Consider the following 18,935-nt stretch of genomic DNA (forward strand, 5'->3'; position numbering starts at 1 on the left):
GGGCCTCAGTCGCTGTCGCGAACCATGTCGACATGGGGCAGGCCGGCGTCGAGGAACTCGCCGCTGTCGACCTTGAAGCCCAGTCGCTCGTAGAAGGGTATGGCATAGACCTGCGCGGTCAGCAGTTGGCGCTTCAGGCCGCGTCGCTCGGCTTCCTCGATGGCCGCGCGCATCAGCGCGTCGCCGACCTTCAGGCCGCGCCAGTCCTTGAGTACCGAGACCCTGCCGATGTGCCCGTCGCCCAGCAGGCGCGCGGTGCCGATCGCGTATTCGCCTTCATAGGCGAGAAAATGCACGGCTTCGTCGTCTTCGGCGTCCCACTCCAGTTCCGGCGGAACCGACTGTTCGGCAATGAAGACCGCTTCGCGGATGCGGCGCAGCTCGGCATTGTCCTTCTGCCAGTCGGCTACGCGTACGCGGATCTTATTCATCTGCAAACTCCAAACTGCCCTGTTTGACCAACTCCGCCAACAGCTTACGCGCATCGTCATCGGCCAGCCATTGGCCGAGGTTTTCCAGATGCAACGCATCGGCCGAGCAGACCAGCTTCAGCAGTTCCTTGAGCTGGCCGGGCAGGAGTACGCTCTGGCCGCTGGCGAACAGCACCAGGCCGATGTCGATCTCGCTCCAGGCCAGGCGGGCGCTGGGGTTGCGCACCAGCAGCGCGCCATCCTCGAGGGCGCCGAATAGCTCCTCTTCGGGGATATCCTCGCCGGCAACCAGTTCAGGATAGCGCGGCTCGGTCATGAACTGGCCGAACCAGGTCAGCAGCAGGCGCTCGTCGCTCATGTGCTCCTGGATCAGGCCCTGCAGGCGCTCCAGAGCGTCGCGCTGGATCTGGTGCGGATCGTCGCCTACCGGTTGCAGGCCGGCATCGGTGTAGCGCTCCTCGTCGGAGAGGAACTGGCCGAGGAAGTCGGTGAAATGGGTCAGCACTTCGGCGGCGCTGGGCGCGCGGAAGCCGATCGAGTAGGTCATGCACTCGTCTTCGGCAATGCCGTAGTGGGCGAGGCGCGGGGGCAGGTAGAGCATGTCGCCGGGCTCCAGGACCCACTCGTCGCTCTGTTCGAAGTCGGCGAGGATGCGCAGGTCGGCGTGCTCGCGCAGCGGGCTGTCGCTGCTGCACATCTGTCCGACTTTCCAGCGCCGGCGTCCGTGGCCCTGAAGCAGGAATACGTCGTAGTTGTCGAAGTGCGGACCGACGCCGCCGCCGGGAGCGGCGTAGCTGATCATTACGTCGTCGATCCGCCAGCTGGGCAGGAAGCGGAATTGCTCCAGCAGTTGGGCGACTTCCGGGACGAACTGGTCGACCGCCTGGACCAGCAGGGTCCAGTCCTGTTCCGGCAGGTGCTGGTAGTCCTCCTCCTGGAACGGGCCACGGCGCATTTCCCACGGGGTTTTCCCGTGTTCGAGGACGATGCGCGATTCCACCGACTCCTCCAGCGACAACCCGGCCAGCTCGTCGGCGGACAGCGGGCTTTCGAAGTCCGGGATCGCCTGGCGGACCAGCAGCGGTTTGCGCTGCCAGTAGTCGCGGAGGAATTCGGCAGCGGTCAGTCCGCCCAGAAGTTGCAGGGGAGTATCAGCATTCATGGTTAAGTCCTTGAAACAAAAACGCCCGGCGCAGCCGGGCGTGCAAAAGGGTTGCGTGCTCAGATGCGCTTGGCCTGGGCGGCGGCATTGCCGACGTAGCCGGCCGGGGTCAGCTTCTTCAGCTCGACCTTGGCCTCGGCGGGAATCGCCAGCTCTTCGATGAAAGTCTGCAAGGCTTCGGCGCTGATGCCTTTGCCGCGGGTCAGTTCCTTCAGCTTCTCGTAGGGGTTTTCCACGCCATAGCGACGCATCACGGTCTGCACCGGCTCGGCGAGGACTTCCCAGCAGGCGTCCAGGTCCTCGGCGATGCGCTGGGCGTTCAGCTCCAGCTTGCCGATGCCCTTCAGGCTGGCCTCGTAGGCGATGACGCTGTGGGCGATGCCGACGCCGAGGTTGCGCAGCACGGTGGAGTCGGTCAGGTCGCGCTGCCAGCGCGAGATCGGCAGCTTGCTGGCCAGGTGCTGGAACAGCGCGTTGGCGATGCCGAGGTTGCCCTCGGAGTTCTCGAAGTCGATCGGGTTGACCTTGTGCGGCATGGTCGAGGAGCCGATCTCGCCGGCCACGGTCTTCTGCTTGAAATAGCCGAGGGAGATGTAGCCCCAGACGTCGCGGTCGAAGTCGATGAGGATGGTGTTGAAGCGGGCGATCGCATCGAACAGCTCGGCGATGTAGTCGTGCGGCTCGATCTGAGTGGTGTAGGGGTTGAAGGTCAGGCCGAGGTCGCCTTCGATGAACTGGCGCGCGTTGGCTTCCCAGTCGACTTCGGGATAGGCGGACAGGTGGGCGTTGTAGTTGCCCACGGCACCGTTGATCTTGCCCAGCAATTCGATGCCGGCGACCTGCTTGATCTGCCGCTCCAGGCGGTAGACGACGTTGGCCAGTTCCTTGCCCAGGGTGGTCGGCGAGGCAGGCTGGCCGTGGGTGCGGGAGAGCATCGGCACGTCGGCGAGTTTCACCGCCAGTTCGCGGATGGCCTCGGCGATCTGGCGCATCAGCGGCAGCAGCACGCTGTCGCGACCCTCGCGGAGCATCAGGGCGTGGGACAGGTTGTTGATGTCCTCGGAGGTGCAGGCGAAGTGGATGAACTCGCTGACCGCGGCCAGCTCCGGAAGCTTGGCGGCCTGTTCCTTGAGCAGGTACTCCACGGCTTTCACGTCGTGGTTGGTGGTGCGCTCGATTTCCTTGATGCGTTCGGCGTGTTCCAGCTGGAAGTCGCTGGCCAGGCTGTCGAGCAGGGCGTTGGCTTCGGCGGAGAACGGCGCGACCTCGGGAATCCCGGCGTGGGCGGCGAGGCGCTGCAGCCAGCGGACTTCCACCATGACGCGGAAACGGATCAGGCCGTATTCGCTGAAGATCGGACGCAGGCTGCTGGTTTTGCCGGCATAGCGGCCATCGACGGGGGATACCGCGGTGAGCGAGGAAAGCTGCATGAGACGTTCTCGTGGCTGGAAGTCAACGAAAAAGGGGCGCATATCATACATGAAAGGTGCGCCCCGGTGGGGCATTCAGCGGGGCCTTTCGGCGGGGCGGTTGCCCAGCAGGGGGATCAGGCTGGCGGCGAAGATCAGGGCGGCGCCGAGCAGCGACGTGTGGCTGGGCAGTTCGTCCCAGCGCAGCCAGGCGATCACCCCGGCGAAAACGATGGCCATGTAGGCGATCGGTCCGATCACTCCCGGGGAGGCCAGGGCATAGGCCTGCGACATGGTCAGTTGGCCGAGGCTGGCGAACAGTCCGGCGCCGAGCAGCAGGAGCAGTTCCTGGCCGTTCAGCGGCTGCCAGGCCCAGGCCAGCGGCACGGCGGAGAACAGGGTGCCGAACAGGGCGAAGTAGAACACGATGCGATAGGCTGGCTCGCTGTCGCTCATTTCGCGGATCGAGACGAAGGCACAGGCGGCCATCAGGCTGGAAGCGATGCCGACCAGGGCGATCGGCGCCACTACCGCGCCGCTGGGCCTGGCCACCAGCAGCACGCCGAGGAAGCCGACCAGGGTGGCGACCATCATGCGGCGGGTCAGCGGCTCCTTGATCCACAGGTGTGCGATCAGCGGCGTGAACACCGGCGCGGCATAGCTGAACAGCATGGCGTCGGTCAGCGGCAGGTGGGCGAGGGCGTAGAAGTAGCAGTACATGCCGCCCAGGCCGTAGGTGGTGCGCAGCAGGTGCGATAGCGGGCGGCGGGTGCGCAGCGGGCCGATGCCGCGAGTCAGCGCCAGGGGCAGGAAGAACAGCACGCCGACGAGGTTGCGGAAGAACACCACGGTTTCGTTGTTGACGGTGCTGGAGGCCTCGCGGATCAGGCCGCCCATCAGGGCGAAGAACAGCGCCGAAAGAGCCAGCATGGCGGCGCCCTGGGTCGGGCTGTTGCGCCGTTGCGGCTGGCTCCCGGCCATGGCCATGGCTAGCCGCGCAGCAGGGGATAGAGTTCGTTGAGCAGCCGGCGCCGGCTGAATACCATCTGCCAGCGGCTGCCGCCCAGTTGCCGCCAGAGCCGCGCCGAGCGGATGCCGGCGAGCAGCAGGGCGCGGATCCGCGCGGCGTTGCTGCTGACCTGCAGGTGGCGCATGTCGCCGTGTACCTGGATGCGCTGGCGGAAGGTGCTGAGGGTGTCCTGGTAGATGCTGGCGAACGAGGCGATGACGTTCTCGTGGACCAGGCCGAAGTGCTGGACCTGCTGTTCGACCTGGTCGAGGCGCTGGCCGATCAGGTCGAGCATATCGCCGCGCTTGTCCAGTTGCCGTTCCAGGGTCAGCATCGCCAGGGCGTAGCGCAGCGGTTCGCGCTGCAGGCTGCCGGGCTTGCGCTCCAGGGCGCTGGCCAGGGCCTTGAAGCCGTCGCGCAGGTTGAGGCTGTCGCCACCGTAGACGTCCAGGGTGCTGGCCGGGTTGCGCGCCAGCAGGCTGCCGAGCATGCAGCCCAGCGGGGCTTCGCTGATCTGTCCGGTGCGTGCCAGCTTGTCGACCAGGGCTGCGGATTCGAAGACGGCGCCGAGGGCAATCAGTTGCTGTCGCGGATCGCTCACGGGCGTCCTCCGAAATCCCAGGCTTCCGCCGTTTCGATCACGCCGCCGCCGAGGCAGACGTCGCCGTCGTAGAACACCACCGATTGCCCCGGGGTCACTGCGCGCTGCGGTTCGTCGAACACCGCGCGGTAGCCTTCGGCGGTTTTCTCCAGGACGCAGTCCTGGTCGCTCTGCCGGTAGCGCACCTTGGCCCGCAGGCGGCGCGGCCGCTCCAGTTCGACCGAGTTGACCCAGTAGATTCGCGAGGCCAGCAGGGCGCGGGAGAACAGCAGCGGGTGGTCGTTGCCCTGGCCGACCAGCAGCACGTTGCGTTGCAGGTCCTTGCCGAGCACGTACCAGGGATCGTCGCCGGCTTCCTTGAGACCGCCGATGCCGAGGCCCTGGCGCTGGCCGATGGTGTGGTACATCAGGCCGCTGTGGCGACCGATGACCTTGCCTTCGGTGGTCTCGATGTCGCCCGGCTGGGCCGGCAGGTACTGCTTGAGGAAATCGGTGAAGCGTCGCTCGCCAATGAAGCAGATGCCCGTGGAGTCCTTCTTCTTCGCCGTGGCGAGGCCATGCTTCTCGGCGATGGCGCGGACTTCCGGCTTCTCCAGTTCGCCGACGGGGAACAGGCTGCGGGCGATCTGCTCGCAGCCCACCGCGTGCAGGAAGTAGCTCTGGTCCTTGTTCGGGTCCAGGCCCTTGAGCAGCTCGGTGCGCCCGTCGCGGTCGCGGCGCCGCACATAGTGGCCGGTGGCGATCAGGTCCGCGCCGAGCATCAGCGCGTAGTCGAGGAACGCCTTGAACTTGATTTCGCGGTTGCAGAGGATGTCCGGGTTCGGCGTACGGCCGGCCTTGTACTCGGCAAGGAAGTGCTCGAACACGTTATCCCAGTATTCCGCGGCGAAGTTCGCCGTGTGCAGCTTGATGCCGATCCGGTCGCAGACGGCCTGGGCGTCGGCTAGGTCCTCGCGGGCGGTACAGTATTCGGTGCCGTCGTCCTCGTCCCAGTTCTTCATGAACAGGCCTTCGACCTGATAGCCCTGCTGCAACAGGAGCAGGGCGGAGACGGACGAGTCGACGCCGCCGGACATGCCGACGATCACGCGCTCGCGGCGTGGGGTGGGGGCGGATTCAGACATAGCGATCAGGCGTCACGGGCGAATTCGTAAAACGCGGATTCTATCAGGCCTGGGGTAGGGAGGGCGACACGTGGGTGTCGCGGATCAGCGCCAGGGGATAGCGGCCGCCGGCCAGGTAGTCGTCGATGCAGCGCAGCACCAGGTGGCTGCGCCAGCGCTGCGGCTGGGCGGCCAGTTCGTCGCGGCTCAGCCAGCGCGGGCCGATGATGCCGTCGTCGAGGGCGCGCTCGGGGTGGTGGCGCACGGGGCGGGCGGCGAAGCATACGCGCTGATAGGTGACACCGTTGGACGGCGCGGTGTACAGGTAGATGCCGGTGACGGCGCTCAGCTCGACCTCCCAGCCGGTTTCCTCGAGGGTTTCGCGCAGGGCGGCCTCGAGCAGGCTTTCGGCGGGCTCCAGGTGCCCGGCGGGCTGGTTCAGCACCTCGCGGCCGTCGGCCTGTTCCTCGACCAGCAGGAAGCGGCCCTGGTCCTCGACGATGGTCGCTACGGTGACATGGGGATGCCAGCTCATGGATGTCTCCTCGGTACGGAAAAGGCCTCGATAAAAAGAAACCCCGAGCGTAGGCTCGGGGTTTCTGCTTCGTCAGCGTGACGCCATCAGGCCAGGCTGTCGATCGCCGCGTTGAAGGTGGCGCTGGGGCGCATCACCTTGCTGGTCAGCTCCGGGTTGGAGCGATAGTAGCCGCCGATCTCGGCCGGCTTGCCCTGGACCGCATTGAGTTCGGCGACGATGGTCGCTTCCTGCTCGGTCAGGGCCTTGGCCAGCGGTGCGAAGTGCGCTTTCAGTTCGGCGTCTTCGTCCTGGGCGGCCAGGGCCTGGGCCCAGTACATCGCCAGGTAGAAGTGGCTGCCGCGGTTGTCGATGTCGCCGACCTTGCGCGACGGCGACTTGTTGTTGTCCAGCAGCTTGCCGGTGGCTTCGTCCAGCGCCTTGCCGAGCAGCTTGGCCTTGGCGTTGCCGGTCTTGATCCCGGTTTCCTCCAGGGACACGGCCAGGGCCAGGAACTCGCCCAGGGAGTCCCAGCGCAGGTAGTTCTCTTCCACCAGTTGCTGGACGTGCTTGGGTGCCGAGCCGCCGGCGCCGGTTTCGTACATGCCGCCGCCCGCCATCAGCGGAACGATGGAGAGCATCTTGGCCGAGGTGCCCAGTTCCATGATCGGGAACAGGTCGGTCAGGTAGTCGCGCAGGACGTTGCCGGTCACCGAGATGGTGTCCTTGCCGCGGATCAGGCGTTCCATGCTGACGCGAATGGCCTCGTTGTAGCCCATGATGCTGATGTCGAGACCGGTCAGGTCGTGGTCCTTGAGGTACAGTTCGACCTTCTTGCGCAGTTCGCGGTCGTGGGCGCGCTCCGGGTCCAGCCAGAAGATCGCCGGGGTATCGGACTGGCGTGCGCGGGTGACGGCCAGCTTGACCCAGTCGCGGATCGGTGCGTCCTTGGTCTGGCAGGCGCGCCAGATGTCGCCGGTCTCCACGTCGTGCTGCATCAGCACGCTGCCGTCGGCCAGGACCACGCGCATGGTGCCGTCGGCGGTCATTTCGAAGGTCTTGTCGTGGGAGCCGTATTCCTCGGCCTTCTGCGCCATCAGGCCGACGTTCGGCACGCTGCCCATGGTGGTCGGGTCGAAGGCGCCGTTGGTCTTGCAGAAGTTGATCATCTCCTGGTAGATGCGGGCGTAGGTGCTTTCCGGCATTACCGCCTTGGTGTCTTTCTGCTTGCCGTCCTTGCCCCACATCTGGCCGGAGTTGCGGATCATCGCCGGCATCGAGGCGTCGACGATGACGTCGCTCGGAATGTGCAGGTTGGTGATGCCTTTCACGGAGTCGACCATCGCCATTTCCGGGCGGTGGCTGTACACCTCGTGGATGTCGTGGAGGATCTCTTCCTGCTGGGAGGCGGGCAGCGACTTGATCTTGTCGTAGACGCTGGAGATACCGTTGTTCGGGTTCACGCCGAGCTCTTCGAAGAGTTGGCCCCACTTGTCGAAGACGTCCTTGTAGTAGACGCTCACCGCATGTCCGAAGACGATCGGGTGGGAAATCTTCATCATGGTCGCCTTGACGTGCAGGGACCACATGACGCCGGTTTCCTTGCAGTCCTGCAGGGTCTTCTCGAAGAAGTCGCGCAGCTTGCCGCAGCTCATGAACATGCTGTCGAGCACTTCGCCTTCCTGCAGGCTCAGTTGCTTCTTGACCTCGACCTTGCCGTCCTTGCCGACGAATTCGATGCGCACGTCACCGGCCTTGGCCATGGTGATGGACTGTTCGCTGGAGAAGAAGTCGCCGCCGCGCATGTAGTCGGCGTGGGAGCGCGAGGCCATGCTCCACTTGCCCATGGAGTGCGGGTGCTTGCGGGCGTAGGCCTTCACTGCGGCAGGCGCGCGACGGTCGGAATTGCCTTCGCGCAGGACCGGGTTCACGGCGCTGCCGAGGATCTTCGCGTAGCGTGCGCGAACCTCTTTCTCTTCGTCGGTCTGCGGGTCTTCCGGGAAGTCGGGAACCTTGTAGCCCAGGCCCTGCAGCTCGGCGATCGCGCCTTTCAGCTGGGGCACCGAGGCGCTGATGTTGGGCAGCTTGATGATATTGGCGTCGGGCGAGGTGGCCAGGACCGCCAGGCGGGCGAGGTCGTCTTCGATACGCTGGTCGGCTTCGAGGCGGTCGGCGAAGTTGGCCAGGATGCGTCCTGCAAGAGAGATGTCGCTGGTCTCGACGTCGATGCCGGCGGAAGCGGCAAAGGCCTTGACGATGGGGAGGAGCGAGTAGGTGGCGAGCGCGGGTGCTTCGTCGGTGAAGGTGTAGGTGATCTTCGAGCGGATGGACATCTACGGTAACTCTCTTTTTTGCTGGGCGCGCACAGAGTCTCGATACGCGTTGGTGGACGCGATGCCTTCGCTCAACATCGGGTTGAATCGAAATCGAGATATGCCGCGGGATATAGGGGCGCCAGTAGAGCGTTGTACGGCGGGTTCATGGTGGCGAACCCGACGCTGCGAGGGGAGAGGGTCTGGTCCCAGACTGCTCGGACCTCGATGACTGCGAAGTCATGGCGCGCAGTATACCACCCTCTCGCCGGGCTGATGCGCTCGCCTGTTTAGACTAAGGAAGATGTGGTTTCCGGGCGGACAACTGGGCTACCCTAGAAGGCTGCAACAGGGTTTTAACCACAACACGGAGTTCAGCATGGGATACCAAAAGATCCAGGTGCCGGCGACCGGTGACAAAATCACTGTGAATGCCGACATGTCCTTGAGCGTACCGAAGAACCCGATCATCCCGTTCATCGAGGGTGATGGCATCGGCGTCGATATCAGCCCGGTCATGATCAAGGTTGTCGACGCTGCAGTGGAAAAAGCATACAAGGGCGAGCGCAAGATCGCCTGGATGGAAGTCTACGCCGGCGAGAAGGCCACCCAGGTCTATGACCAGGACACCTGGCTGCCCCAGGAAACCCTGGACGCCGTACGCGACTACGTGGTTTCCATCAAGGGCCCGCTGACCACCCCGGTCGGTGGCGGCATCCGCTCCCTGAACGTGGCCCTGCGCCAGCAACTCGATCTCTACGTCTGCCAGCGCCCGGTACGCTGGTTCGAAGGCGTGCCCAGCCCGGTGAAGAAGCCCGGCGACGTGGACATGGTGATCTTCCGCGAGAACTCCGAGGACATCTATGCCGGCGTCGAGTGGAAGGCCGGTTCGCCGGAAGCGGAGAAGGTCATCAAGTTCCTCACCGAGGAAATGGGCGTCAAGAAGATCCGCTTCACCGAGAACTGCGGCATCGGCATCAAGCCGGTTTCCCAGGAAGGCACCAAGCGCCTGGTGCGCAAGGCACTGCAATACGCCGTCGACAACGACCGCAGTTCGGTGACCCTGGTGCACAAGGGCAACATCATGAAGTTCACCGAGGGTGCCTTCAAGGATTGGGGCTACGAAGTCGCGCGCGATGAATTCGGCGCCGAGCTGCTGGACGGCGGTCCGTGGATGCAGTTCAAGAATCCGAAGACCGGCAAGAACGTCGTGGTCAAGGACGTGATCGCCGACGCCATGTTGCAGCAGATCCTGCTGCGCCCCGCCGAGTACGACGTGATCGCCACCCTGAACCTGAACGGCGACTATCTCTCCGACGCCCTGGCGGCCGAGGTCGGCGGCATCGGCATCGCGCCCGGCGCCAACCTGTCCGATTCGGTGGCCATGTTCGAGGCGACCCACGGCACCGCGCCGAAGTACGCCGGCCAGGACAAGGTCAACCCGGGTTCGCTGATCCTCTCCGCGGAGATGATGCTGCGCCACATGGGTTGGACCGAGGCGGCCGACCTGATCATCAAGGGCACCAACGGGGCGATCGCCGCCAAGACCGTGACCTATGACTTCGAACGCCTGATGGACGGCGCGACCCTGCTGTCCTGCTCGGAGTTCGGCGATGCGATGATTGCCAAGATGTAGGAAGGGCTAGCGCCCGAACGAGAAAAAGGCCGGTTCGCACCGGCCTTTTTCATTTCCGCATCCGCGCTGGGGTCAGGCTTCGATGGGCGTCGCCTGCGGCTCTTCCTGCGGGGCGGGGGCGGAGGGTGCGGCGGTTGTCGCGGTGGCGGGGCTGATGTTGATGGCATGCAGTCCCTTCGGTCCCTGGATGATCTCGAAATTGACCGGCTGGCCCGCCTTGAGTGTCTTGTAACCGTCCATCTGAATGGCCGAGTAATGGGCGAACAGGTCCTCATCTCGGCCCTCGGCCAGGATGAACCCGTAGCCCTTGGCGTTGTTGAACCACTTGACCTTACCGCTGAGCATGCTCATATCCCTCTGCAAAGGACTCCAACGCTGGAGTATCATCCACTACGATCCCGCGTCCGACCTGGGTCGAGACGGGTGCGGAACCCCTGATACCCTGTAGGGGTATTCCATTGTTTGTAACACCCTTTTGCAGTTAGTCAAGGCGCTGAACCATACGCCTGAGAAACGGATCAACATCATGTCGGTCCATAACTTTCCAGAAAGGCAAAGCTTTTTTTCCTCATGCATGCACCTAGCCAGATTCGACTAACATTCAATCAGGACCATCCCGAGCCTCATGAGCACGAGGACGAAGGGGCGGGGCTCGCGGTACAGGAGTCGAAGCCTGTATTACAGCCGCCACCGTTGTATAAGGTGGTACTGTTCAACGACGATTACACGCCGATGGACTTTGTTGTTGAAGTGCTGGAAGTGTTCTTCAACATGGACCGGGAAAAAGCCACCAAGATCATGTTGACGGTACATACTCAGGGTAAGGCGGTCTGCGGCTTGTTTACCCGGGACGTGGCCGAAACCAAGGCGATGCAGGTCAATCAGTATGCACGGGAGAGCCAGCATCCATTGCTCTGCGAGATAGAGAAAGACAGTTGATCGGATGTTTGGGAGCGAGGTGAAGCCATGTTGAATCGAGAGCTCGAAGTCACCCTCAATCTCGCCTTCAAGGAGGCGAGGGCCAAACGCCATGAATTCATGACGGTTGAGCACCTGCTGCTGGCCTTGCTGGACAATGAGGCGGCGGCAACGGTATTGCGTGCGTGCGGTGCCAACCTGGACAAGCTGCGGCGCGACCTGCAGGAATTCATCGATTCCACCACGCCGCTGATCCCGCAGCACGACGACGAGCGCGAAACCCAGCCGACGCTGGGCTTCCAGCGCGTCCTGCAGCGTGCGGTGTTCCACGTGCAGAGTTCCGGCAAGCGCGAAGTGACCGGGGCCAATGTCCTGGTGGCGATCTTCAGCGAACAGGAAAGCCAGGCGGTGTTCCTGCTCAAGCAGCAGAGCATCGCGCGTATCGATGTGGTGAACTACATCGCCCATGGTATCTCCAAGGTGCCCGGGCATGCCGAACATCCGCAGGATGGGGAGCAGGATATGCAGGATGAGGAAGGTGGCGAGTCGGCCACGTCCAACCATCCGCTGGACGCCTATGCCAGCAACCTCAACGAGCTGGCTCGCCAGGGGCGGATCGACCCGCTGGTGGGGCGTGAGCATGAAGTCGAGCGGGTGGCGCAGATCCTTGCCCGCCGGCGCAAGAACAACCCGCTGCTGGTAGGCGAGGCGGGGGTCGGCAAGACGGCCATCGCCGAGGGCCTGGCCAAACGCATCGTCGATGGCCAGGTGCCGGACCTGCTGGCCGACAGCGTGGTCTACTCCCTCGACCTGGGTGCCTTGCTCGCGGGTACCAAGTACCGCGGCGACTTCGAGAAGCGCTTCAAGGCCTTGCTCAACGAGTTGCGCAAGCGCCCGCACGCGGTGCTGTTCATCGACGAGATCCATACCATCATCGGCGCCGGTGCGGCATCCGGCGGGGTAATGGACGCCTCCAACCTGCTCAAGCCGGTTCTGTCCTCGGGCGAGATCCGCTGCATCGGCTCGACCACCTTCCAGGAGTTCCGCGGCATCTTCGAGAAGGACCGGGCCTTGGCGCGGCGCTTCCAGAAGGTCGACGTGACCGAGCCGTCGGTGGAAGACACCTATGGCATCCTCAAGGGCCTCAAGGGGCGCTTCGAGCAGCATCACCACATCGAGTACAGCGACGAGGCGCTGCGCGCCGCGGCCGAGCTGGCGGCGCGCTACATCAACGACCGGCACATGCCGGACAAGGCCATCGACGTCATCGACGAGGCGGGCGCCTACCAGCGCCTGCAGCCGGAAGAGAAGCGCGTGAAGCGCATCGAGGTGGCGCAGGTCGAGGATATCGTGGCGAAGATTGCGCGGATCCCGCCGAAACACGTCACCACCTCCGACAAGGAGTTGCTGCGCAACCTCGAACGCGACCTCAAGCTGACCGTGTTCGGCCAGGACGACGCCATCGAGTCGCTGTCCACGGCGATCAAGCTGTCCCGGGCCGGGCTCAAGGCGCCGGACAAGCCGGTCGGCTCGTTCCTCTTCGCCGGTCCCACCGGCGTGGGCAAGACCGAGGTGGCGCGGCAGTTGGCGAAGGCCTTGGGTGTGGAGCTGGTGCGCTTCGACATGTCCGAGTACATGGAGCGGCATACCGTGTCGCGGCTGATCGGTGCGCCTCCGGGCTACGTCGGCTTCGACCAGGGCGGCCTGCTCACCGAGGCGATCACCAAGACCCCGCACTGCGTGTTGCTGCTCGACGAGATCGAGAAGGCTCACCCGGAGGTCTTCAACCTGCTGCTGCAGGTGATGGACCACGGCACCCTGACCGACAACAACGGGCGCAAGGCGGACTTCCGCAACATCATCCTGATCATGACCACCAACGCCGGCGCGGAAGTGGCGGCGCGCGCGTCGATCGGCTTCAACCAGCAGGATCACACCACCGATGCGATGGAAGTGATCAAGAAGAGCTTCACCCCGGAGTTCCGCAACCGCCTGGATACCATCATCCAGTTCGGCCGCCTGAGCACCGAGACGATCAAGAGCGTGGTCGACAAGTTCCTCACCGAGCTGCAGGCGCAGCTGGAGGACAAGCGCGTCCAGCTCGAGGTCAGCGATGCGGCGCGCGGCTGGCTGGCGGAGAAGGGCTACGACGTGCAGATGGGTGCGCGACCGATGGCGCGGCTTATCCAGGACAAGATCAAGCGGCCGTTGGCCGAGGAGATCCTGTTCGGCGAGCTGGCCGAGCATGGCGGCCTGGTGCATGTCGACCTGAAGGGCGACGAGCTGGCCTTCGAGTTCGAGATCACGGCGGCGGAGCCCGCCTGATCCGAGCGCGGCAACGAAAACGCCCGGCAGATGCCGGGCGTTTTCTTTTGCAATCGGCGAGCCGCAGCGGCTCGTGTCGACTCAGCGGGCGCGGTAGGTGATGCGGCCCTTGCTCAGGTCGTAGGGCGTCAGTTCCACGCGGACCTTGTCGCCGGTGAGGATGCGGATGTAGTTCTTGCGCATTTTGCCGGAGATGTGCGCGGTGACGACGTGCCCATTTTCCAACTCCACACGGAACATGGTGTTGGGCAGGGTGTCGACGACAGTACCTTCCATTTCGAAGCTGTCTTCTTTCGACATGCAGTAGAGCCCTCGGTATCTATGGGTGGCCCTTTCAATGAGAGGTGGGCCGTGAAAAGCGGCGTGCATTGTGCCAGAAAATCGACAATAGCGCCACACGGCTATCAGGTGAGGGCGACCCAGCGCTGGTTGACGAACAGTTCGATGGGCCGGTACTGGGTCTTGTAGTTCATCTTGCGGCAATTCTTGATCCAGTAGCCCAGGTAGACGGCCTGCAGGCCCAGGCGTTCGGTCTCGGCGATCTGCCAGAGGATCGCGTAGCGTCCCAGGCTGCGCTGCTCTTCGTCGGGATCGTAGAAGGTATAGACGGCCGAGAGTCCGTTCGGCAGCACGTCCGTCACGGCTATGGCCAGCAGGCGGCCATGCAGGCGGAACTCGAAGAAGCAGCAGAAGGGCAGGTCGCGGACCAGGAAGGTGGCGAACTGGTCGCGGCTGGGCGGATACATGTCGCCGTCGGCGTGGCGTTGCTCGATGTAGCGCCGATAGAGGTCGTAGTACTCCTCGTTGAAGCTCGGTCGCTTGCGGATCACCTGCAGTTCCGCATTGCGCTTGAGGATGCGCCGCTGCTGGCGGTTCGGGCTGAAGCCGGCGACCGGTATGCGCGCGGCGATGCAGGCGGTGCAATGCTGGCAGTGCGGACGATAGAGATGGTCGCCGCTGCGGCGGAAGCCGACCTCCGACAGCGAGGCGTACAGCTGCGTGTCCATGGGCTGGCTGGGATCGAGGAACAGGGTGGTTGCCTGCTCCTCGGGCAGGTAGCTGCACGGGTGCGGTTGCGTCGCGTAGAATTTCAGTCGGGCGAGTTCGGTCATGGTGAACTCCAGCAGGGACCCATAAGCAAGTTTATGCCAGGCACGGAAACTCGCCTAAAAATCCAGGTCGCCGGTAGGAGGCTGGTCGCGATAGCGTTGCAGGTAGTCGGCGAATTCCCCCCGGCTGATGGCGCGGGCGCCCAGGCTGTGCAGGTGGCGGGTCGGCATCTGGCAGTCGATGAGGACGAAGCCGGCGTCGCGCAGATGGCGGACCAGCGTGACGAAGCCGACCTTGGAAGCGTTGTCGGCGCGGCTGAACATCGATTCGCCGAAGAACAGCCTGCCCATGGCCAGGCCGTAGAGGCCGCCGACCAGTTGTCGCTCCTGCCAGACTTCCACGGAGTGGGCAATTCCGCGCAGGTGCAGCTCCTGGTAGGCCAGTTGCATCGGCGTGGTGATCCAGGTGCCGTCGGCGTAGTCACGCGGCGCGGCACAAGCCTGGATCACCGCCCGGAAGTCACGGTTGAAAGTGACTTCGAAGCGTTGCTGGCGCAGGCACTTGGCCAGGCTGCGGGAAACGTGCAGTTCGTCGGGGAACAGGACGGTGCGCGGGTCGGGCGACCACCAGAGGATCGGCTGGCCATCCTGGTACCAGGGGAAGCAGCCGTGGCGATAGGCTGCGACCAGGCGTTGCGGATTGAGGTCGCCGCCGGCCGCGAGCAGCCCGTTGGGCTCCTGCAGGGCCTTGTCGAGGGGCGGAAAGTCGAAGTCGGTGCGGGAAAGCCAGGTCAGCATGGCGGGGTAGGGGAGGGCGGGCCTCCCCCGGGTCCGATCAATGGTCGTCGAGGTATTTTTCGGCATCCAGCGCGGCCATGCAGCCGGCGCCGGCGGAAGTGATGGCCTGGCGGTAGACGTGGTCGGCCACGTCGCCGGCGGCGAACACGCCTTCGATGCTGGTCTGGGTGGCATTGCCTTCGCTGCCGCCGTGGATCCGCAGGTAGCCGTCGCGCATTTCCAGTTGGCCCTGGAACAGGTCGGTGTTCGGCTTGTGGCCGATGGCGATGAACACGCCGGCCAGCGATAGCTCGCTGGTGCTGCCGTCGATGGTGCTCTTCAGGCGTACGCCGGTGACGCCGCTGGCGTCGCCCAGCACCTCGTCCAGGGTGGTGTTCCAGTGCAGGCGCACGTTGCCGTTCTCGGCCTTGTCGAACAGCTTGTCCTGGAGGATCTTCTCCGAGCGCAGCTTGTCGCGACGGTGGATCAGGTGGACTTCCTTGGCGATGTTGGCCAGATACAGCGCTTCCTCGACGGCGGTATTGCCGCCGCCGACCACGCAGACCACCTGGTTGCGGTAGAAGAAGCCGTCGCAGGTGGCGCAGGCGGAAACGCCCTTGCCCATGAAGGCTTCTTCCGACGACATGCCCAGGTATTGCGCGGAGGCACCGGTGGCAATGATCAATGCATCGCAGGTATAAGTGCCACTATCGCCCTTCAGTGTGAAGGGGCGCTGTTGCAACTCGGCGGTGTGGATGTGGTCGTAGACGATCTCGGTGTCGAAACGCTCGGCGTGCTGCTGCATGCGGGTCATCAGCGCCGGGCCGGTAAGGCCTTCGACGTCGCCCGGCCAGTTGTCGACTTCGGTGGTGGTGGTCAGCTGGCCGCCTGGCTGGATGCCGGTGATCACCACTGGCTTGAGATTGGCGCGTGCGGCGTACACGGCGGCGGTATAGCCGGCCGGACCGGAGCCCAGGATGATGAGGCGCGAATGCTTGACTTCACTCATAAAAAGACTCCATAAGCCTTTGTCACATAAGAAAATGCGTGCTCCAATGGAGCCGCCTGAAGAGTTCTGCCGGCTATGCTACACCTATCCGCAAAAGGCCGGCAAAACCCCGGGGCCGGGATCAGCCACGCACGGATTGCCGCTGATTTCGGGTGTGATTTTTCAGAGTTTCCCTAAAGCCGTACAATAGGCGCGTTTTGACCAAGACAGCTTCTAAAGCACCAGCCGTGCGCAGGAAAAATAGCGATTTGAAGGATTCGACCACCGCGAGCCATGCCGCCGCATGGCGTCAGCAACTGCATTCCCGCCTGAAGGAAGGGGTCCTGATCGCGCTGGGCGCGCTCTGCCTCTACTTGTGGATGGCTCTGCTCACCTATGACCCGGCCGATCCGAGCTGGAGTCACTCGAGCCAGGTTGACCAGGTGCAGAATGCCGCCGGTCGGCTCGGTGCGGTATCCGCCGATATCCTGTTCATGACGCTCGGCTACTTCGCCTACCTCTTTCCGCTGTTGCTGGGCATCAAGACCTGGCAGGTATTCCGCCGCCGCAACCTGCCGTGGGAATGGAACACCTGGCTGTTTTCCTGGCGCCTGGTCGGGCTGATCTTCCTGATCCTGGCCGGCTCGGCACTGGCCTACATCCATTTCCACGCCAGCGGCCACATGCCGGCCAGCGCCTCGGCCGGCGGCGCCATCGGCCAGAGCCTGGGCCGCGTCGCGGTGGATGCGCTGAACGTGCAGGGCAGCACGCTGGTGTTCTTCGCCCTGTTCCTCTTCGGCCTGACGGTGTTCGCCGACCTCTCCTGGTTCAAGGTGATGGATGTCACCGGCAAGATCACCCTGGACTTCTTCGAACTGATCCAGAACGCCTTCAATCGCTGGATGGGCGCGCGCGCCGAGCGCAAGCAACTGGTCGCGCAACTGCGCGAGGTCGACGAGCGCGTCGCCGAGGTGGTGGCGCCGAGCGTGCCGGACCGCCGCGAACAGTCCAAGGCCAAGGAGCGCCTGCTGGAACGCGAAGAGGCCCTGGCCAAGCACATGAGCGAGCGGGAGAAGCGCCCGCCGCCGAAGATCGATCCGCCACCGCCGCCGAAGGCCCCGGAGCCGAGCAAGCGCGTGCTGAAAGAGAAGCAGGCGCCGCTGTTCGTCGATACGGCGGTGGAGGGCACCCTGCCGCCGCTGTCGCTGCTCGATCCGGCGGAAGTGAAGCAGAAGAGCTACTCGCCCGAGTCGCTGGAGGCGATGTCGCGCCTGCTGGAGATCAAGCTGAAGGAGTTCGGCGTCGAGGTCAGCGTGGATTCGGTGCATCCGGGCCCCGTGATCACCCGTTTCGAGATCCAGCCCGCGGCGGGGGTCAAGGTCAGCCGCATTTCCAACCTGGCCAAGGACCTGGCGCGCTCGCTGGCGGTGATCAGCGTGCGGGTGGTGGAAGTGATTCCCGGCAAGACCACCGTCGGCATCGAGATTCCCAACGAAGACCGGCAGATGGTGCGCTTCTCCGAAGTGCTGTCGTCGCCGGAGTACGACGAGCACAAGTCCACCGTGCCGCTGGCCCTGGGCCACGACATCGGCGGTCGGCCGATCATTACCGACCTGGCGAAGATGCCGCACCTGCTGGTGGCCGGTACCACCGGCTCCGGTAAGTCGGTGGGGGTCAACGCCATGCTCCTGTCGATCCTGTTCAAGTCCACGCCGAGCGAGGCGCGACTGATCATGATCGACCCGAAGATGCTCGAACTGTCGATCTACGAAGGGATCCCGCACCTGCTCTGCCCGGTGGTCACCGACATGAAGGAAGCCGCCAACGCCCTGCGCTGGAGCGTGGCGGAGATGGAGCGGCGCTACCGCCTGATGGCGGCCATGGGTGTGCGCAACCTGGCTGGCTTCAACCGCAAGGTGAAGGACGCCGAGGAGGCTGGCACGCCGCTGACCGACCCGCTGTTCCGTCGCGAAAGCCCGGACGACGAGCCGCCGCAGCTGAGCACCCTGCCGACCATCGTGGTGGTGGTCGACGAATTCGCCGACATGATGATGATCGTCGGCAAGAAGGTCGAGGAGCTTATCGCCCGTATCGCGCAGAAGGCGCGGGCGGCCGGTATCCACCTGATCCTGGCGACCCAGCGGCCGTCGGTGGACGTGATCACCGGCCTGATCAAGGCCAACATCCCGACCCGGATCGCCTTCCAGGTCTCCAGCAAGATCGACTCGCGCACCATCCTCGACCAGGGTGGCGCCGAACAACTTCTCGGCCACGGCGACATGCTCTACCTGCCGCCGGGCACAGGCCTGCCGATTCGCGTGCACGGCGCCTTCGTTTCCGACGACGAGGTGCACCGGGTGGTCGAGGCCTGGAAGCTGCGCGGCGCGCCCGACTACATCGAGGACATCCTCGCTGGCGTCGACGAAGGCGGCAGCGGTGGCGGTTCCTTCGATGGCGGCGACGGCTCCGGCGAAGGCAGCGAGGACGACCCGCTCTACGACGAGGCGGTACGTTTCGTCACCGAGAGTCGCCGGGCATCGATCTCCGCCGTGCAACGCAAGCTGAAGATCGGCTACAACCGTGCCGCGCGGATGATCGAGGCGATGGAGATGGCCGGCGTGGTCACCCCGATGAATACCAACGGCTCCCGCGAAGTCATCGCGCCGGCGCCGGTTCGTGATTGAACCCGACAGGTTTTAGA

At 64.4% G+C, this 18,935-nt stretch carries 17 protein-coding genes; 4 read left to right on the top strand and 13 right to left on the bottom strand.

Annotated elements, in window-relative coordinates:
- Positions 1-5: 5 nt before the first annotated feature.
- From ACYAF3_RS23230 to ACYAF3_RS23265, 8 genes are all read right to left on the bottom strand, one after another.
- Positions 6-431: a GNAT family N-acetyltransferase gene (locus ACYAF3_RS23230; RefSeq protein ID WP_003090444.1), complete on the bottom strand. Its 426-nt coding sequence runs from the start codon at positions 429-431 to the stop codon at positions 6-8.
- The gene (locus tag ACYAF3_RS23235; protein WP_003090443.1) at positions 424-1,593 is read right to left on the bottom strand and encodes a ribosomal protein uL16 3-hydroxylase; all 1,170 of its coding nucleotides are present in this window, start codon (positions 1,591-1,593) and stop codon (positions 424-426) included. Before ACYAF3_RS23235 ends, ACYAF3_RS23230 begins: the two co-directional genes overlap by 8 nt.
- A gap of 59 nt (positions 1,594-1,652) precedes the next feature.
- A complete protein-coding gene (gene purB / locus ACYAF3_RS23240) occupies positions 1,653-3,023 on the bottom strand; it encodes an adenylosuccinate lyase (RefSeq protein ID WP_003097660.1) in 1,371 nt (456 codons plus the stop codon).
- Between the two features lie 75 nt (positions 3,024-3,098).
- Positions 3,099-3,989 (bottom strand): DMT family transporter, encoded by an 891-nt coding sequence (locus ACYAF3_RS23245; RefSeq protein ID WP_003097658.1) that lies wholly within the window; start codon positions 3,987-3,989, stop codon positions 3,099-3,101.
- 2 nt (positions 3,990-3,991) lie between these two features.
- A complete protein-coding gene (hflD, locus tag ACYAF3_RS23250; RefSeq protein WP_003090440.1) occupies positions 3,992-4,612 on the bottom strand; it encodes a high frequency lysogenization protein HflD in 621 nt (206 codons plus the stop codon).
- Positions 4,609-5,736, bottom strand: coding sequence for a tRNA 2-thiouridine(34) synthase MnmA (mnmA, locus tag ACYAF3_RS23255; RefSeq protein WP_116350036.1), 1,128 nt, complete (start codon positions 5,734-5,736; stop codon positions 4,609-4,611). The genes hflD and mnmA overlap by 4 nt, the downstream gene beginning before the upstream one ends.
- 43 nt (positions 5,737-5,779) lie before the next feature.
- The gene (locus tag ACYAF3_RS23260; RefSeq protein ID WP_003090438.1) at positions 5,780-6,250 is read right to left on the bottom strand and encodes an NUDIX hydrolase; all 471 of its coding nucleotides are present in this window, start codon (positions 6,248-6,250) and stop codon (positions 5,780-5,782) included.
- Between the two features lie 86 nt (positions 6,251-6,336).
- A complete protein-coding gene (locus ACYAF3_RS23265) occupies positions 6,337-8,562 on the bottom strand; it encodes an NADP-dependent isocitrate dehydrogenase (protein ID WP_003116719.1) in 2,226 nt (741 codons plus the stop codon).
- A gap of 358 nt (positions 8,563-8,920) precedes the next feature.
- Between ACYAF3_RS23265 and icd the strand changes: the two genes are divergently transcribed.
- Positions 8,921-10,177 (top strand): NADP-dependent isocitrate dehydrogenase, encoded by a 1,257-nt coding sequence (gene icd, locus ACYAF3_RS23270; protein WP_003090436.1) that lies wholly within the window; start codon positions 8,921-8,923, stop codon positions 10,175-10,177.
- Between the two features lie 72 nt (positions 10,178-10,249).
- On the opposite strand, the gene cspD is transcribed toward icd, so the two are convergent.
- Positions 10,250-10,522, bottom strand: a complete 273-nt coding sequence (gene cspD, locus ACYAF3_RS23275) for a cold shock domain-containing protein CspD (protein ID WP_003090435.1) — start codon at positions 10,520-10,522, stop codon at positions 10,250-10,252.
- A 225-nt stretch (positions 10,523-10,747) separates the two neighbouring features.
- Here cspD and clpS point away from each other — a divergent pair, with 225 nt between their 5' ends.
- Positions 10,748-11,116 carry an ATP-dependent Clp protease adapter ClpS gene (clpS, locus tag ACYAF3_RS23280; protein ID WP_003097649.1) on the top strand — a complete coding sequence of 123 codons (369 nt, stop codon included), beginning with the start codon at positions 10,748-10,750 and terminating at the stop codon, positions 11,114-11,116.
- Positions 11,117-11,143: 27 nt separating this feature from the next.
- Positions 11,144-13,420, top strand: coding sequence for an ATP-dependent Clp protease ATP-binding subunit ClpA (clpA, locus tag ACYAF3_RS23285; protein ID WP_003090432.1), 2,277 nt, complete (start codon positions 11,144-11,146; stop codon positions 13,418-13,420).
- A gap of 81 nt (positions 13,421-13,501) precedes the next feature.
- Here clpA and infA read toward each other — a convergent pair whose 3' ends face one another.
- From infA to trxB, 4 genes are all read right to left on the bottom strand, one after another.
- Positions 13,502-13,720 (bottom strand): translation initiation factor IF-1, encoded by a 219-nt coding sequence (gene infA / locus ACYAF3_RS23290; protein WP_002553999.1) that lies wholly within the window; start codon positions 13,718-13,720, stop codon positions 13,502-13,504.
- A 104-nt stretch (positions 13,721-13,824) separates the two neighbouring features.
- Positions 13,825-14,532 carry an arginyltransferase gene (locus tag ACYAF3_RS23295; RefSeq protein WP_003097644.1) on the bottom strand — a complete coding sequence of 236 codons (708 nt, stop codon included), beginning with the start codon at positions 14,530-14,532 and terminating at the stop codon, positions 13,825-13,827.
- 54 nt (positions 14,533-14,586) lie between these two features.
- On the bottom strand, positions 14,587-15,267 hold the full coding sequence (aat, locus tag ACYAF3_RS23300) for a leucyl/phenylalanyl-tRNA--protein transferase (protein WP_003108768.1): 681 nt from the start codon (positions 15,265-15,267) through the stop codon (positions 14,587-14,589).
- Between the two features lie 37 nt (positions 15,268-15,304).
- Positions 15,305-16,255: a thioredoxin-disulfide reductase gene (gene trxB / locus ACYAF3_RS23305; protein WP_003090421.1), complete on the bottom strand. Its 951-nt coding sequence runs from the start codon at positions 16,253-16,255 to the stop codon at positions 15,305-15,307.
- A gap of 227 nt (positions 16,256-16,482) precedes the next feature.
- Between trxB and ftsK the strand changes: the two genes are divergently transcribed.
- On the top strand, positions 16,483-18,918 hold the full coding sequence (gene ftsK, locus ACYAF3_RS23310) for a DNA translocase FtsK (RefSeq protein WP_003119977.1): 2,436 nt from the start codon (positions 16,483-16,485) through the stop codon (positions 18,916-18,918).
- Positions 18,919-18,935 lie beyond the last annotated feature (17 nt).

It is taken from the genome of Pseudomonas sp. TZ252 (assembly GCF_056110345.1).